The organism is Egibacter rhizosphaerae (assembly GCF_004322855.1).
Taxonomy (GTDB): domain Bacteria; phylum Actinomycetota; class Nitriliruptoria; order Euzebyales; family Egibacteraceae; genus Egibacter; species Egibacter rhizosphaerae.
In genome coordinates, this window is sequence record NZ_CP036402.1 from 727,677 (window position 1) to 742,012 (window position 14,336).

The 14,336-nt window shown below is 71.2% G+C and carries 12 protein-coding genes and 4 tRNA genes; 11 read left to right on the forward strand and 5 right to left on the reverse strand.

The features are described from left to right. The first annotated feature begins 70 nt into the window (after positions 1-70). From ER308_RS03380 to ER308_RS03405, 6 genes are all read left to right on the forward strand, one after another. Positions 71-382, forward strand: coding sequence for a gas vesicle protein K (locus tag ER308_RS03380; RefSeq protein ID WP_131156879.1), 312 nt, complete (start codon positions 71-73; stop codon positions 380-382). Positions 383-462: 80 nt separating this feature from the next. Continuing rightward, the gene (locus ER308_RS03385; protein ID WP_165491783.1) at positions 463-1,557 is read left to right on the forward strand and encodes an AI-2E family transporter; all 1,095 of its coding nucleotides are present in this window, start codon (positions 463-465) and stop codon (positions 1,555-1,557) included. A gap of 74 nt (positions 1,558-1,631) precedes the next feature. Next, entirely contained in the window at positions 1,632-1,952 is a 321-nt protein-coding gene (locus ER308_RS21950; RefSeq protein WP_205745875.1) for a YdhR family protein, read from the forward strand. Positions 1,953-2,103: 151 nt separating this feature from the next. Next, entirely contained in the window at positions 2,104-4,464 is a 2,361-nt protein-coding gene (gene lon / locus ER308_RS03395; RefSeq protein WP_131153692.1) for an endopeptidase La, read from the forward strand. Positions 4,465-4,541: 77 nt separating this feature from the next. Beyond that, positions 4,542-4,616 (forward strand) — tRNA-Gly (locus tag ER308_RS03400). Positions 4,617-4,688: 72 nt separating this feature from the next. Beyond that, positions 4,689-6,833 (forward strand): putative bifunctional diguanylate cyclase/phosphodiesterase, encoded by a 2,145-nt coding sequence (locus ER308_RS03405; RefSeq protein ID WP_165491784.1) that lies wholly within the window; start codon positions 4,689-4,691, stop codon positions 6,831-6,833. A 30-nt stretch (positions 6,834-6,863) separates the two neighbouring features. Here the strand turns inward: ER308_RS03405 and ER308_RS03410 are convergent, their stop codons facing one another. The 3 genes from ER308_RS03410 to ER308_RS03420 all read right to left on the reverse strand — a co-directional run bounded on the left by ER308_RS03410 (position 6,864) and on the right by ER308_RS03420 (position 8,957). Continuing rightward, entirely contained in the window at positions 6,864-7,214 is a 351-nt protein-coding gene (locus ER308_RS03410) for a hypothetical protein (protein ID WP_131153694.1), read from the reverse strand. Positions 7,215-7,266: 52 nt separating this feature from the next. Continuing rightward, positions 7,267-8,358: a lysylphosphatidylglycerol synthase domain-containing protein gene (locus ER308_RS03415; RefSeq protein ID WP_165491785.1), complete on the reverse strand. Its 1,092-nt coding sequence runs from the start codon at positions 8,356-8,358 to the stop codon at positions 7,267-7,269. A gap of 74 nt (positions 8,359-8,432) precedes the next feature. Continuing rightward, positions 8,433-8,957 (reverse strand): hypothetical protein, encoded by a 525-nt coding sequence (locus ER308_RS03420; RefSeq protein ID WP_131153696.1) that lies wholly within the window; start codon positions 8,955-8,957, stop codon positions 8,433-8,435. A 197-nt stretch (positions 8,958-9,154) separates the two neighbouring features. Here ER308_RS03420 and ER308_RS03425 point away from each other — a divergent pair. The 4 genes from ER308_RS03425 to ER308_RS03440 all read left to right on the forward strand — a co-directional run bounded on the left by ER308_RS03425 (position 9,155) and on the right by ER308_RS03440 (position 11,097). Continuing rightward, positions 9,155-9,227, forward strand: a tRNA-Arg gene (locus tag ER308_RS03425). A 126-nt stretch (positions 9,228-9,353) separates the two neighbouring features. Continuing rightward, positions 9,354-9,428 (forward strand) — tRNA-His (locus ER308_RS03430). A 159-nt stretch (positions 9,429-9,587) separates the two neighbouring features. Beyond that, entirely contained in the window at positions 9,588-10,892 is a 1,305-nt protein-coding gene (locus ER308_RS03435) for a CysS/YqeB C-terminal domain-containing protein (protein WP_131153697.1), read from the forward strand. Between the two features lie 132 nt (positions 10,893-11,024). Next, positions 11,025-11,097, forward strand: a tRNA-Lys gene (locus tag ER308_RS03440). A 1-nt stretch (position 11,098) separates the two neighbouring features. Here the strand turns inward: ER308_RS03440 and ER308_RS03445 are convergent. Next, a complete protein-coding gene (locus tag ER308_RS03445; protein WP_131153698.1) occupies positions 11,099-11,536 on the reverse strand; it encodes a hypothetical protein in 438 nt (145 codons plus the stop codon). Positions 11,537-11,672: 136 nt separating this feature from the next. On the opposite strand from ER308_RS03445, the gene ER308_RS03450 reads away from it, so the two are divergent. Next, on the forward strand, positions 11,673-12,389 hold the full coding sequence (locus ER308_RS03450) for an SOS response-associated peptidase (protein WP_131153699.1): 717 nt from the start codon (positions 11,673-11,675) through the stop codon (positions 12,387-12,389). Between the two features lie 60 nt (positions 12,390-12,449). On the opposite strand, the gene ER308_RS03455 is transcribed toward ER308_RS03450, so the two are convergent. After that, the gene (locus tag ER308_RS03455) at positions 12,450-14,225 is read right to left on the reverse strand and encodes a glycoside hydrolase family 3 protein (protein ID WP_165491786.1); all 1,776 of its coding nucleotides are present in this window, start codon (positions 14,223-14,225) and stop codon (positions 12,450-12,452) included. Positions 14,226-14,336 lie beyond the last annotated feature (111 nt).

Genomic DNA, 14,336 nt, shown 5'->3' on the forward strand with positions numbered 1-14,336 from the left:
CCAGGGCCACGACGCGAGCCAGGGCCACGACGCGAGTCAGGGCCACGACCCAGCGCGCGACCTGTCCAGCATGGCCGGGTTCGACCTGAGCCGGGAGCTGGACCGCCTCCTCGACGAAGGCCGCTCCGGGGAGGCGCGGCCGGAGGACGTACAGAAGGGGCTCGCCCAGCTGGTCCTGACGCTGGTCGAGCTGCTGCGCGACCTGATGGAGCGCCAGGCGCTGCGTCGCATGGAGAACGGCTCCCTCGACGAGGAGGAGATTGAGCGCCTCGGCGGCACGTTCCTGGCGCTCCAGGCGCGGATGGACGAGCTGAAGGAGGTGTTCGGGCTCACCGACGAGGACCTCAACCTCGACCTGGGTCCGCTCGGTCGACTCCGCTGACGTACCGCACGGGCTCGGGAGCAGCTCGCGGGCTATCAGACCCTCCTCGAGCTCGCCGAGACCCACGAGTCGGAGGACACGTGAAGCCCGGTTCCACCAACGCCGGCGTGCAGCCCCGCCTCTGGAAGGCCGGACGCACGGGATGGGCGCTCGTGGGCATCGCCGCCGCGCTCGTCGTCGCATGGCTCGTGCTGGCCGAGCTCGCCGTCGTGGTCGTGCCCCTCGTACTCGCCCTGTTTCCAGCGACGTTGCTCGTCCCGGTCGCGGACTGGCTGAAGCGGCGTCGGGCGCCCGCCGCGCTCGCGGCACTGCTCGCCCTGCTCGGAGGGCTCGCCCTCATCGGGCTCGTCGTGGGGCTGATGGTCCCGCTCGTGGCCATGGAGCTGCCCGAGCTGACCGAGTCGGCGAGCGAGGGGCTCGGCGAGCTCCAGCAGTTCCTCGACGAGCAGTTCGGCCTCGAGATCGGCGGGATCTCCGAGCTCATCGACGAGGGCGCCCAGCTGCTCGGCGAGGCCGGCGACGTGGCAGCGCAGGGCATGCAGGCCGCGGCGATGGCGGTCGAGACCATCGCCGGCATGCTGATCATGCTCGTGATCCTGTTCTTCTACCTCAAGGACGGCCGGCGGCTGGCCCGCAGCCTCACGAGGACCGCACCGAGCCACCTTCGCCCCGCCTTCAGGGAGATCGGTGGCCGCGCCTGGACCACGCTGACCGCGTACTTCCGAGGTCAGCTGCTCGTGGCGCTGGTCGACGCGGTGTTCATCGGACTCGGGCTGCTGCTGCTGGGCGTGCCGCTCGCGCTCCCGCTGGCGGTCCTCATCTTCTTCGGCGGGCTCTTCCCCGTCGTCGGGGCCATCGCGACGGGAGCGCTGGCCGTCCTCGTTGCGCTCGCCGATGGCGGGCTCGTCACGGGACTGATCGTGCTGGGGCTGATCCTCGCCGTGCAGCAGCTCGAGGCGAACGTCCTCCAGCCGTACGTGCTGGGCCAGGCGATCAGCCTGCACCCGATGATGGTGCTGCTCGCCATCACCGCCGGCGCGATCGCCGCGAACGTGCTCGGCGCCTTCCTCGCCGTCCCGGCCGCCGCCATCATCGCCCGCGCGATCGACTACCTCCGCGAAGAGACGCAGACTGAAGCACCCGGCGCCTCAGGGCAGAGCCAACAGCCGTCCTAGCCAGATCCGCAGGAGTAGGTACTTCGGGGATCGTCCCCGCGGTGGAAGTACCGCCACGAACGATAGGAGGGCCGATGATCATCGCGCGCGTGAGCTTTCCGCTCAGCGAACCCCCCGACCCGGAGACCGTGCAGTCCGCCCTCGAGGCGAGCATCGCCGGCTGGAGGGGGACGCCGGGCCTGATCCGCAAGTACTACATCACGAGCGAGGACGGCCGCGAGGTCGGCGGAATCTACGTGTGGGAGTCCAAGGAGGCCGCCGAGAACGGCTACACCGACGCGTGGCGGGAGCACATGACCGGAGTGTTCGGGGTCCCGCCCACGATCACCTACCTACCGTGTCAGGCAGTGCTCGACAACGACGCCGACGAGGCCCTCACCCCGGAGCCGCGGTGAGGGCCACCGGGCGGATGATCGATCATAAGTCGACGATGAATACCTAAGCCTATAAGGCTAAAGTTGGTACTCGACGTTCGGTTCGGGAATAGCTGGGCGTCCCGGACCGTTGATCAGGGCCCGGAACCCACGAATGAGGAGCCCACCACCAATGACAGAGGACCTCACCATCGAGGCACTCCCGCTGCTGCCGCTCGAGAACGGCGTGGTGGTGCCGACGATGGTCGTGAACGTCGCGATCGACAGCTCGGAGGCCCACGCCGCCGTCGACGCGAGCAGCGAGACCGACCGGCGCGTCGTGCTCGTCCCGCGCCAGGACGGCGAGTACGCACGCATCGGGGCGATCGCGCAGATCGAACAGCTCGAACCGCTGCCCGACGGGCGTCGTGCCGCGCTGATCCGCGGGGTTGAGCGCGTCCGGATCGGTGCGGGGACGGCCGAGCAGGGCGGCCTGCACGTCCACGTCCACCCGGTCGAGGAACCATCCGGGGATCCCGAGCGAGTCGAGCAACTCGTCACGGAGTTCCGCGCCGTCGCGAGCGGCCTGCTCGAACGGCGCGGCGGCCGCCAGCTCGCGGCGATGCTGTCCGAAATCAGCGAACCCGGACAGCTGGCCGATCTCGCCGTGTACGCCCCCGAGCTCACGTTCGCGCAGAAGATCGAGATCCTCGAGACCCTCGATGTCGCCGAACGTCTCGAGCGCGCGCTCGGTTGGCTGCGTGACCGGTTGGCCGAGGCCTCCGTGCAGGCCGACATCGAGTCGCAGGTGACCGAGGAACTCGAGGAGACCCAGCGCGAGCAGCTCCTGCGCCGCCAGCTCGAGGCGATCAAGCGAGAGCTCGGCGAGGGCGACGCCGAGGACCCCGCGGCCCGGTACCGCGAGCGGCTCGAGGAGCTCGAGACGCGGGGGGACGGGGTCCCCACCGCGGTCCGCGACGCCGTCGAGCGCGAGCTCGGGCGGCTCGAGCGCACGAGCGAGCAGAACCCCGAGCACGGGTGGATCCGCTCCTACCTCGACGCCCTCACCGAGCTGCCGTGGGGCGTCCGCGACCGCGACACGACCGACCTCGACGCCGCCAGGGAGGTCCTCGACGCGGACCACGCCGGGCTCGAGAAAATCAAGGACCGGGTCGTCGAACAGCTCGCGGTGCGCAAGCTGCGCGTCGACCGAGGCCTCGAGGCCACCGGCGAGGGGTCCGCACGCCGGGGCGAGGGGGCGATCCTCACCCTCATCGGCCCTCCCGGCGTGGGCAAGACCTCGCTCGGTGAATCGGTGGCCCGCGCCCTGGGTCGCCAGTTCGTGCGCATCGCGCTCGGCGGGGTGCGCGACGAGGCGGAGATCCGCGGTCATCGGCGCACCTACGTGGGGGCGCAGCCGGGCCGAATCGCCCGGGCACTCGAGGAAGCCGGCACCATGAACCCCGTCGTCGTGCTCGACGAGATCGACAAGGTGGGGGCCGACTGGCGAGGTGACCCCTCGTCGGCGCTGCTCGAGGTCCTCGATCCCGCGCAGAACCACACGTTCCGGGACCACTACCTCGAGCTCGACCTCGACCTGTCCGACGTGATCTTCCTCGCGACGGGCAACGTCGCGGACACGATCCCGCCGGCGCTCGGCGACCGCATGGAGGTGCTGCGCCTCGACGGCTACAGCGACACGGACAAGCACGCGATCGCCCGCGATCACCTGCTCCCCGCTCAGCTGGCGGCACACGGGCTCGAGCCCCACGAGCTCACGGTCGACGACGGGGCACTGGACCGCATCATCAGTGAGTACACCCGGGAAGCCGGGGTGCGCGCGCTCCAGCGCGGGCTCGCCACGGTGGCCCGCAAGGTCGCGACCCGGATCGCTTCCGACACGACCGAGCCACCGGTGGCCATCGGGCTCGACGACGTGCCCGAATTGCTCGGGCCCCGGACGTTCCAGCGCGAGACCGCCGTCGAGATCGACGAGCCGGGCGTGGCCACGGGCCTCGCGGTGACCGGCGCGGGAGGGGAAATCCTCTTCGTCGAGGCTGCCGCGCTTCCGGACGGGGAATCGGGGCTGCAGATCACCGGCCAGCTCGGCGACGTGATGCGCGAGTCGGCCCAGATCGCGCTCGCGCACGTGCGCTCGCACGCGGGAGGGCTGGGGCTCGGTGACGCGGTCACCGACCGGCCCTACCACGTGCACGTGCCCGCGGGCGCGACCCCGAAGGACGGACCGTCGGCCGGTGTCGCCATGACCGCCACGCTCGCGAGCCTGGTCTCGGGTCGGCGGGTCCGCGGCGACGTCGGGATGACCGGCGAGATCACGCTGCAGGGCAAGGTCCTGCCGGTCGGGGGCATCACCGCCAAGGTGCTCGCTGCGCACCGCGCCGGCTTGGCCGAGGTGATCCTGCCCGGGCGCAACGCACCGGACCTCGACGAGGTGCCCGATGAGGTTCGGGAAGCCGTGCAGATCCACCTCGTCGACCGGATCGAGGACGCCCTGGCGATCGCCCTGGAGGCGCCGGAGGCACTGGCGGCCTGACCCGTCGATCGATCGGGCCACCGGGGATCCCGCGGCGGCGCCACCGCCGCGGGATCCCCGTTAGACTGGCTCTACCCGCGGGTGTAGCTCAATGGCCAGAGCACCAGCCTTCCAAGCTGGGTATGCGGGTTCGATTCCCGTCACCCGCTCCACACGCCAGCGCTCCCGGCGCTCGGGGACCGAACAATCCTCCGCCGCGGGGTCGTTGCCGTCTCCCAGCCCCTTTGGTTGGGTTCGAGGCGGCCGACAGGCAATCCACCAAGGACGCCACGAACACCCTGCGGGCGTCCCTGACCCAGCGATCCCCGAAGACGAAGGACGGAGCCATCGAATCCCTCGCGTTCGATGATGTCGCGCGCTGGCGGGCCACACTCGACAGCCAGCCCGAGATGATCTGTCGCTTCATGCCGGACGCGACGATCACCTTCGTCAATCGCGCCTACGCCCGGCAGTACGGGTGCGAGACCGAGGACCTCGTCGGCACGTCCATACTCGACCTCTTCCCCGACGAATGGCGCGCCTGGGCCGAGGCCCACATCGCCCGCCTGTGCGAGTCCGGGCAGCCGATCATCCACGAGAACACCGTCACCTTGCCCGACGGCACGATTCGGGACTACCAGTGGTCCGATCACGTCGTGCTCTCGCCCAACGGCACCCTGCTCGAACTGCAGGCGGTGGGCCGGGACATCACCGAGCGGCGCCAGGCGGAGGAAGCGCTACGCACCAGCGAGCAGCGGTTCCGGGCCATGTTCGACCTGGCCCCGATCGGCATGGCCGTGGTCGATGCCAGGGGGTACGTGCAGCGCGCGAACCCGGCATTGGTCGAGCTCCTGTCAGCCGACGCCGATCGGCTGGTCGGGCACTCCTTCGACGGATTGCTGCTGGGCGGGCCGATCACGGCGTACGCACGTTCCGCGCTGACCCACGAAGGCGAAGGCACCGTGCAGGCCGAGCGACGCCTGTGCGCCGACGGGGACAGGTGGGCGCTGCTGAGCTTCTCGTCGTTCGACGAGGAAGCACTGCTCATCCAGGTGGTCGACCTCACCGAGCGCAAGCACTTCGAGGCCGAGCTGGCGCATCGGGCACAACACGACGGCCTCACCGGCCTGCTGAACCGCACGTCGCTCGAGGCCGGCCTGCAGCGCGAACTCACCCGTGCCCAAGCCGGGGGCGAGGACGTGGCGGTGCTGTTCTGTGACGTCGACCGCTTCAAGTTCATCAACGACAGCCTCGGCCACCAGGGCGGGGACCAACTCCTGCTCATCCTCGCGCAGCGCCTGCAGCGGTCGATGCGGACGGGCGACCTCCTGGCCCGTTTCGGGGGGGACGAGTTCGTGGTCGTCCACCGCGGCACGGGCGTCGCCGCGGGGGCCGTCGCCCAGGCCAATCGCTTGGTGCAACATCTCGGGGAACCGATCGTGCTCGACGGGCTCGAGCTCACCGTGGGGCTCACGATCGGAATCGCGGTCGCGCCCGGCGGCGACGGGGTCGCCCCCGAACTGATCAGGGACGCGGACCTCGCGATGTACGCCGCCAAGGAGCACGAACGCGGCAGCGTGCGCGTGTGCGACGACGAGCTGCGCGCGGCGGCGACGACGCGCCTCGCCCAGCAGAACGCGCTGCGGCGAGCGATCGATCGGGACGAGCTCGTGCTCCATCTGCAACCCATCGTGCGGAGCGGCACGCACAGCCTCGCCGGCGTTGAGGCGTTGGTGCGCTGGGCGCATCCCGAGCACGGGCTCCTGCCCCCGGGTGACTTCCTCCATGTCGCCGAGAACAGCGGACTCCTGCGCCCCCTCGGCCATTGGGTGCTGGGCGAGGCCTGCCGGCAGCTGGCCACCCTGCGGGCCGAAGGCGTCGTCCCGCCCTCCTCGACGGTCTGGATCAACATCTCGGGCCCCGAACTCGCCGACCCCGAGCTGCCGCACCGGGTCCACCAGGCCACCGCCCAAGCCGGCCTCGCCCTGGACGACATCGTGCTGGAGATCAGCGAGCGCGCGCTCCTCGACGAGGCCAACGGCCGGCTCGACCGGCTCGCCGAGCTCGGTATCACCCTGGCGCTCGACGATCTCGGCACCGGCAGGACTTCGGCGGCGGACCTGGTGAACGCCCCCCTCGACATCGTCAAGATCGACCGTTCGTTCGTGCTCGCCATGGAGGAGGACCTACAGGCGCGCGCGGTCGTACTCGCCCTCCTGCAGCTGGCACGCGCCGTGGGGGCACGGGTCGTCGCCGAGGGCGTCGAGACCGACGCGCACGTGGTCACCCTCGAGGGCCTCGGGTGCGAGTTCCTCCAGGGGTTCGGGATCGGTCGACCGGTGCCGCGCGAGTCGCTCGCCAGGGAACTCGGCGCCGCCACCGCCCGCTGACCCGCAGCGGAGCTCGGGCCGGGCGGCCCGTCAGCTGCGCCGCGATTCGATCGCGCGTTCGATCATCTCGTCGAGCTGTCGCCACATGTCCTCGCGCACCTCCTTGACCGCCTCCCGCAGGTCCGGCTGGTTGGAGGTCGCGACGAGCCGATCGGCGCGCCTGCGCGCCACGTCGAGCTCGAACACCATCCGCTGCTCCGGGGTGTCGCGATCCTTGACGGACAAGGAGAGGTCGACGATTTCAGCGTCGTAGCGCTTCAGACGCCGGTCGAGCTTGCGGAGGTCCTCGACGATCCAGGCCTGCTCCGCCTCGGCGATCCCGGTGTCGAAGCGCAGTTGGTCGACGGTTGCAGTCCCGCTGGGCTCGGTGTGCTCGCTCATCGTGTCGATCCTTCCACCAGTGCGGGGAACGGTTGACGATCGGCTCCGCTTCCTACCCTGCCCGCGGTGCCTGCACCGCATCCGCGGCTGCGGACGAGGCCTCCCCCGTCCTGCGGTTCAGGTGGCGCCAGACCGGCCAAGCGAGCGCCACCGAAGGCGCGTAGACCGCGTACGTCGCCAGGCGGTACAGCGCCACCGCCGCGGTGGCGACGCCGGGGTCCTCGCCGGCGAGGCCGAGCCCGGCGACCACGACCACATCGAGCGCGCCGAGACCTCCCGGCGCGATCGGCAGCCCCGTCAACAGGTAGCCGATCGACATCACCGCGAGCACCTGCGCCCCGTTCGCCTGCGGGCCGCCCGTGCCGGCGACGACGTGCAGCGCCACCCACAGCAGCACGACGTGGGTGGCGTGGTGCGCGAGGCTCCAGCCCGCGAGCGACGCCCAGCGGGTGCGCAGTGCCGTGGCGGTCGCTTCCTGGAAGGCGAGCAGCCAGGACAGCAGGTCCTCGGGCGGCGCGCGGCGCACCATCCGGCCGAACAGGTCGACGGGACGCCGCAGGAGGCGAGCGAGGACGCGTGCGACGCCGTCGGTCAGGAGCAACCGGATGACGAGCAGCGTCAGCAGCAGCCCTGCGGTCGCTCCCAGGACCACGAGCACCGGTCGCCCTTCGCCTCCGGCCCCCGAGACGAGCACCGCCACGACCCCGACGACGGGCAGCGCGAGCTTCGTGACGAGGTTCCACACCCCGGTGACGACGACGGTGCGCGACGCGACATCCGCGCTGAACCCCCGACGGTGCAACAGAGCGCCGAGCGTGCCCGCGGCCAGTGCCGGACCGAGCGGCAGCACCTTGCTCATTCCCCCGGTCAGCAGGCGGATCCCGAGGGCGGGCAGGAACCGCACCGACGGGAGCGCCGCGAGCAGGATCCCCGCGAACGTGACCACGTGGAGGACCATGAGGCCCGCCAGCAGCGAGACATCGCGTGCTCCCACCTGTTCGCGCAGCAGCTCGCCGGCCTCGGGCAGGTCGCCGACCTCGGGCAGCACGACGAGAAGGAGCCACCCGACGACGGCGGTGTTCACGACGGCGGCGGTCGCGCGGGCCAGCCACAACCGCCATCGGCGCGCGGGGCGGCCGGTCACGCGCGCCGCCCGGTCGTCGGTCCGTGCGATCCGCTCATCGGTCCCCTGCTGCGAACCTCTCGGGTCGGCCCCGTTCAGCGCCCGGGCCGCGTCCGTGCGCGCGCCTCGCTGAGCTCCCGCCGAGCCTCGTGGAAGCCCTCGCGCAAGCGCTTGCGCACATCGTCGATCTCGAGATCGCCGCGTTCGCGAGCGTCGGCCGCCTCGAGGAGCCGGTCGGCAAGGTTCCGGAGCGCTCGCGCGGCCGGGTCGTCGACGCCGCCAACCGCCTCGGTCTCACGGCTACCGGCCGACCGCGTTCTCGCGGATCCCGAGCCGCCGCCGCTCCCCCGGGCCGACGCCCGCCCACCAGCGGCGTCGTGTCGGCGCCGGGTCTCCTCCAGCGCCCGTTCGGCCCGGCTGGCCGCCTTGCGCGCCTCGCCCTTCGCGTCGTTCAACTCCCGACCGAGCGAGTCCACGACCTCCGCCCACTCGGCCTGCTCCGGGGCGCCGGCCTCTCGCGCTCGACCCAGGAGAGCCTCGGCGGCTCGTGCCGGATCGCCCGCGTCGAGTGCCTCACGGACGGCGTCGAACTGTGGGCCCGCGGAGGCGGTGTCGCCCATGCCGTGTCACCTCTCCCTTGGCGGTCTCGTGTCCCCGGAGCACTCCGTGCCACGCACTTTATCGACCCGGCGGGCGTACGCGCCGATCGACGCGACCTCCCCCAACCCAGTCGGGCCCCCGACCGAGCGCCTCTTGCTATCTTGGTCGTAGCCATCGGGCGGTGCTGGAACGAGCGCCTCACCGCTCGACGGCTCGGGCGCCCGTAGCTCAGTGGACAGAGCAGCGGACTTCTATTCCGCCGGTCGGAGGTTCGAATCCTCCCGGGCGCGCTCGGCACGTGCGCACGGGCGCGGGACGCACGCCATCAGGCGACATGCGGACCAGCTCGACACCGTCACGGTCGGCGACGGCATGTAGGCTGGAGCCCGGCCGCTGGCGAGCGGCAACTGCACATGGTGACCGTAGCTCAGCCTGGTTAGAGCGCCGCGTTGTGGTCGCGGAGGCCGCGGGTTCAAGTCCCGTCGGTCACCCGGAATCGACGAGCCCCGCAGAACCCGCGGGGCTCGTTCGTGTCGGTCGGTCGGACTACGCTGCCGACCCATGCCTGGCCTTCACCGTGCCGCCGCGCGCACTGGCGCAGCCGCCGCACCGCGCGCTACGGACCCCGACGCGCCCGAGGGGCGATCCGCGTGACGCTGGTCGTGCTGATGGGATCGGGTGAGACCGCGCCACCGCTGGCGCCGGTGCATCGAACCGTTCTCACCCGGGTGGGCGAGGGCCCCGCGGTGTTGCTCGACACCCCGTTCGGGTTCCAGGAGAACGCTGACGACCTCGTGGCCCGAGCCCGGAAGTACTTCGCCGACACGGTGGGTCGCCCGGTCGAGCCCGTCCGCTGGCGGCGTGCCGACGCACCCACGGTCGAGCGGGAGGCCGCGATCGCGACCCTGCGCGACGCGGTCTGGGCCTTCGCGGGGCCGGGCAGCCCGACGTACGCCCTGACGCACTGGCGCGGCACCCCGATCCCGGCGGCCCTGGTCGACCTGGTCCGACGGGGAGGGGCGCTGGTGCTCGGCAGCGCGGCCGCCGTGGTCGCCGGAACCCACGCGGTACCCGTGTACGAGATCTACAAGGCCGGCTTCGAGCCGCACTGGGCCACCGGGCTCGACCTTCTCGGGACGCTCGCGAGCCTGCCCGCCGCGGTGATCCCCCACTTCGACAACGCCGAGGGCGGGACCCACGACACGCGGTACTGCTACCTCGGCGAGCGCCGGCTCGCGCGGATGGAGGCCGAGCTGCCGGCGGGCACCGGTGTGCTCGGCATCGACGAGCACACCGCGCTCGTGCTCGACCTCGCCGCGAGCCACGCCCGGATCGAAGGGCGCAGCGCCGCCACCGTCCGCGTCGATGGCGAGCACCGGCGGCTGCCCGCCGGCACCACGCTCCCGATCGATCGCCTGCGCGCGATGCTGCGCGGCGACGAGTCGGGCTTCGAAGCCCGTGTCGCGACGGAGCAGGCCACGGGGGTGGACTCGGATGCGGCGACGGCTTCCCTCCCCCACGCCACCGACGGCGAGGACGCAGGAAGCGCGCCCGCCTCGCTGATGGGTGAGGCAGCCGTCCAGCGCGAGCGGTTCGACACCGCGATCGAGCGCCGCGACGTCTCCGAGAGCGTCGGCGCGATCCTCGACCTGGAGGCAGCGATCGTCGCATGGTCCACCGACACGCTGCAGAGCGACGAGGCCGACCGGGCGCGAGCGGAGCTACGGCGGATGGTGGTCCGCCTTGGCGAGCTCGCGGAGGTCGGGGCACGGGATCCCCGTGGGCTCCTCGCCCCACTGGTCAGTCGGCTGCTGCAGCGTCGGGAGCGCGCCCGGGACACGGGGGACTACCCGACCGCCGACGAGCTGCGCGATGCGCTCCTCGCGGCCGACATCGAGGTGCGTGACACCCCCGAGGGCCCGGAGTGGTTGCTCGGCGACGACTGGCATCGGTGAGGGGACAGCCCTCCGACAGTCGTGCACTCCAGCGGTCCCCACTCAAGACTCCCCCAAGGCGGCCGATCATCACCAACGACGCGAGCAGTCGGTCGCGGGCGCACCCGACTGGTGCTATCTTCGCCCCGCTGAGCCCTCGTAGCTCAATTGGCAGAGCACCCGGCTCTTAACCGGTCGGCTGAAGGTTCGAATCCTTCCGGGGGCACTCACGCGTCGAATTGGTTGTGCCCTTCGGTGCCTTCCGATGCATCCGGCGGAGAGGTCGTGTTGTCATACCGACCATACGTACGGAGACGGTGGCAGTTGGCGCAGACCACGTCGCACTTGTCCACCTCTGCGGCCAGTTCCTCCGGGGACACCCGTCGAACCGATGCCGACAGATTCCACCGCTTCTCACCCCGGACGTGGTCGAAGTCCATGACGTAGGGCGGGAAGCGACCGCCACAGTCGGCACAGGGGCGCGTCTTCACCAGGTTCAGGTATGCCCGGTTCGCACGGCCCAGCTCTCGACGCCTGGTATTCACGGCATCGATATGGCGTTCCCGGTTCCGCTCGTACCATCGCCGCTGGTAGACCGCTTTGCAGGCGCGGCAGTAGCTTTGGCGTCGCGAACCGTCGCGGCGCTTGAGCGGGAACTGTTCCAACGGCTTTGTATGGCCACATGCCGTACAGGCTCGATACTGTTCATGCATGTGCCGAACCTGCCATACGCGTGAGACAGCGCATGGGACCCGAGGGGCTTTTCACACCCTGCTCACGATCGACCGAGAGGAGTCAGCGATGTGCGGGCGTTTCGTCGCCGCCACCGACCCCGACGGGCTGACGCGCTTTCTGATGATCGACGAGCGGCAGGCCCCGGACGACGAGCCCAACTACAACGTCGCCCCGACCCAATCGGTCTGCGCGGCGGCGGAGCACGACGACCGCCGGCATCTCGTGACGTTCCGGTGGGGACTGGTGCCGAGCTGGGCGAAGGACCCCAAGATCGGCAACCGCATGATCAACGCGCGGGCCGAGTCAGCCGCCGAGAAGAACGCGTTCAAGTCGTCGCTGCGCAAGCGGCGCTGCCTCATCCCCGCCGACGCCTTCTACGAGTGGCAGCGGCGTGAGAACGGCGGCAAGCGGCCCTACCTGATCTACCGTGCGGACGAGGCACCCCTCACCTTCGCCGGGCTGTGGTCGGTCTGGCGGGACCCGAACGATCCCGAGGGCGAGTTCCTGCACACCTGCACTGTCCTCACGACCAGCGCCAACGAGACGATGCGGGAGCTTCACGACCGCATGCCGGTCATCCTCGAGCCGGCCTCGTGGGATCGCTGGCTCGACCGCGACCTCACCGATCCCGACGGCGTTCGCGACCTGCTCGCTCCCGCCGATGACCGCCTGCTCGCGATGCACCCGGTCAGCACCGAGGTGAACAACCCCAGGAACAACCATCCGGGGCTGCTCGAGCCGGTCGACCCCGGGGACCCGGTCCAGGCCGACGCGTCCGCGTGACCGGAGCCGGCGGCGCACCCGAGGGCCGGTCCCGGTCGGGGACCGACCCTCGGGGGGCAGCTAGTAGCCGAGCCCGTGGCCCAGCGGGTAGAGGTCCTCGTCCTCGGCGTCGAGGTCGGGGATCGCCGCCGGCAGGGTCCCGGTCGGCTCGACCTCCCCGAACAGGACGTCGACCGCGCCGTGCGCCGACGGGTCCTGCCAGCCGTAGGTCGCGACGTAGGTGTCGATCTGCGGGAAGCTCGCGATGTCGTACGGGTTGCGCACCGCGACAGAGACGAGATCGGCGTCGGACTCGTGCAGGTCCTCGATGAGGGCCTGCTGACCCGCCGGTGGGGCGATGCCGAACGACTGGGTCGAGGCGACCGTCGCGTCGTGCTCCTCGGCGGCGGCGATCACCTCGTCGTCCGAGCTGGTCGCCGGCATCACGGTCGCGTCGACGCCGAGAGCCTCGATGCGCTCGGCGAGCGCGTCGGCGGGCCCACCGGCGCCCGTGACGAGCACGTCCTCGACCTCGTCGGCGTCGAGCGGCAGCAGGTCGTCGTCGTTGCGCACGACCGTCGCGGCCTTCTCGCCGATCTCGTCGGCGACCGCGAGGTTCTCGTCGGTGCCGACGTGGTCCATCACGTCGTCCCCGGCCGAGTACGGGTCGTCGAACAGGCCCTGCTCGAACTTCATGCGCAGGATGCGGAACACCGACTCCTCGATGCGCTCCTCGCTGAGCTCGCCCTCCTCGACCGCGTCGACGACCGCCTCGTAGGAGGTGTCCATGTCCGGCGGGTTGAGCAGCACGTCGGCGCCGGCCTCCAGTGCCATGACGGGGATCTCGTCGTCGTCCCACTCGTCGACGCCGCCCATGCCGAGACTGTCGGTGACGATGACGCCGTCGTAGCCCATCTCGTCGCGGAGCAGCCCGTCGAGGATGGCCGGCGACAGAGTGCCCGGCAGGTCCGGGTCGATCGCCTGCACGATGATGTGGGCGGTCATGATCGCGTCCGGGTCGGCCTCGTCGATGGCCTGCTGGAACGGGGCGAGGTGGGTCTCCCAGAGCTCGTCCTCGTCGTAGGTGACCGCCGGCAGGTCGACGTGGCTGTCGGTGTCGGTGTCGCCGTGACCGGGGAAGTGCTTCAGCGTCGCCGAGACGCCGGCGTCCTGCATCCCCTGGGTGTACGCGGTGCCGAGGTCACCGACGAGGTCCGGCGAGGCGCCGATCGAGCGCACGCCGATCACCGGGTTGAACGGGTTGGTGTTCACGTCGACCACGGGCGCGAAGTTCGTGTTCGCGCCCGAGGCGCGCAGCTCCTGGCCGAGCACCTCACCCTGCGCCGTGGCGAGGTCGGCGTCGCCGGTCGCACCGAGCGGCATGTTGCCCGGCAACACCGTCGCCGGCTCGGTCAGCCGCTGCACGATGCCGCCCTCTTGGTCGATGCTCAGGTTGAGCGGCACCCCGGTGTCGTCGATCGCGGTGTCCTGCAGGCCGTCGCTCAGCTCGGCCATCTGCTCGGGGTGATCGGTGTTGTCGGCCCAGGCGAAGTAGAGGACCCCACCGAGGTGGTACTTCTCCACCACCTCGGCGGCGGTGTCGACCCCGTAGTCGCTCTGGTTCCCGGAGTGTTCCTCGTGCGCGTGCGACCCGTACGCGCGGGTCCAGAACAGCTGGCCGACCTTCTCCTCGAGGGTCATCTGGTCGATGATCCGGTCGGCCCAGCCGGGGCGGAAGTCGCCGGGGTCGTGCCCGGGCGGGGTGCCCCACCCGGGGGGAGGACCGTCCCCGCGGCCCTGGCCCTGCGCGCTCACGGGGATCGCGATGAGCACCAGCGACAGCACGAGCACCGTCACCAGCGCGATTCGACAATGTTGACGTCCGTTCGGCGACATGCACCGTTCCTTTCCTCGGCCTCGATGCGCCGTCCCTCGGCGCGGGGGTTCCTCGGTGTGCGGTGGGCGGGA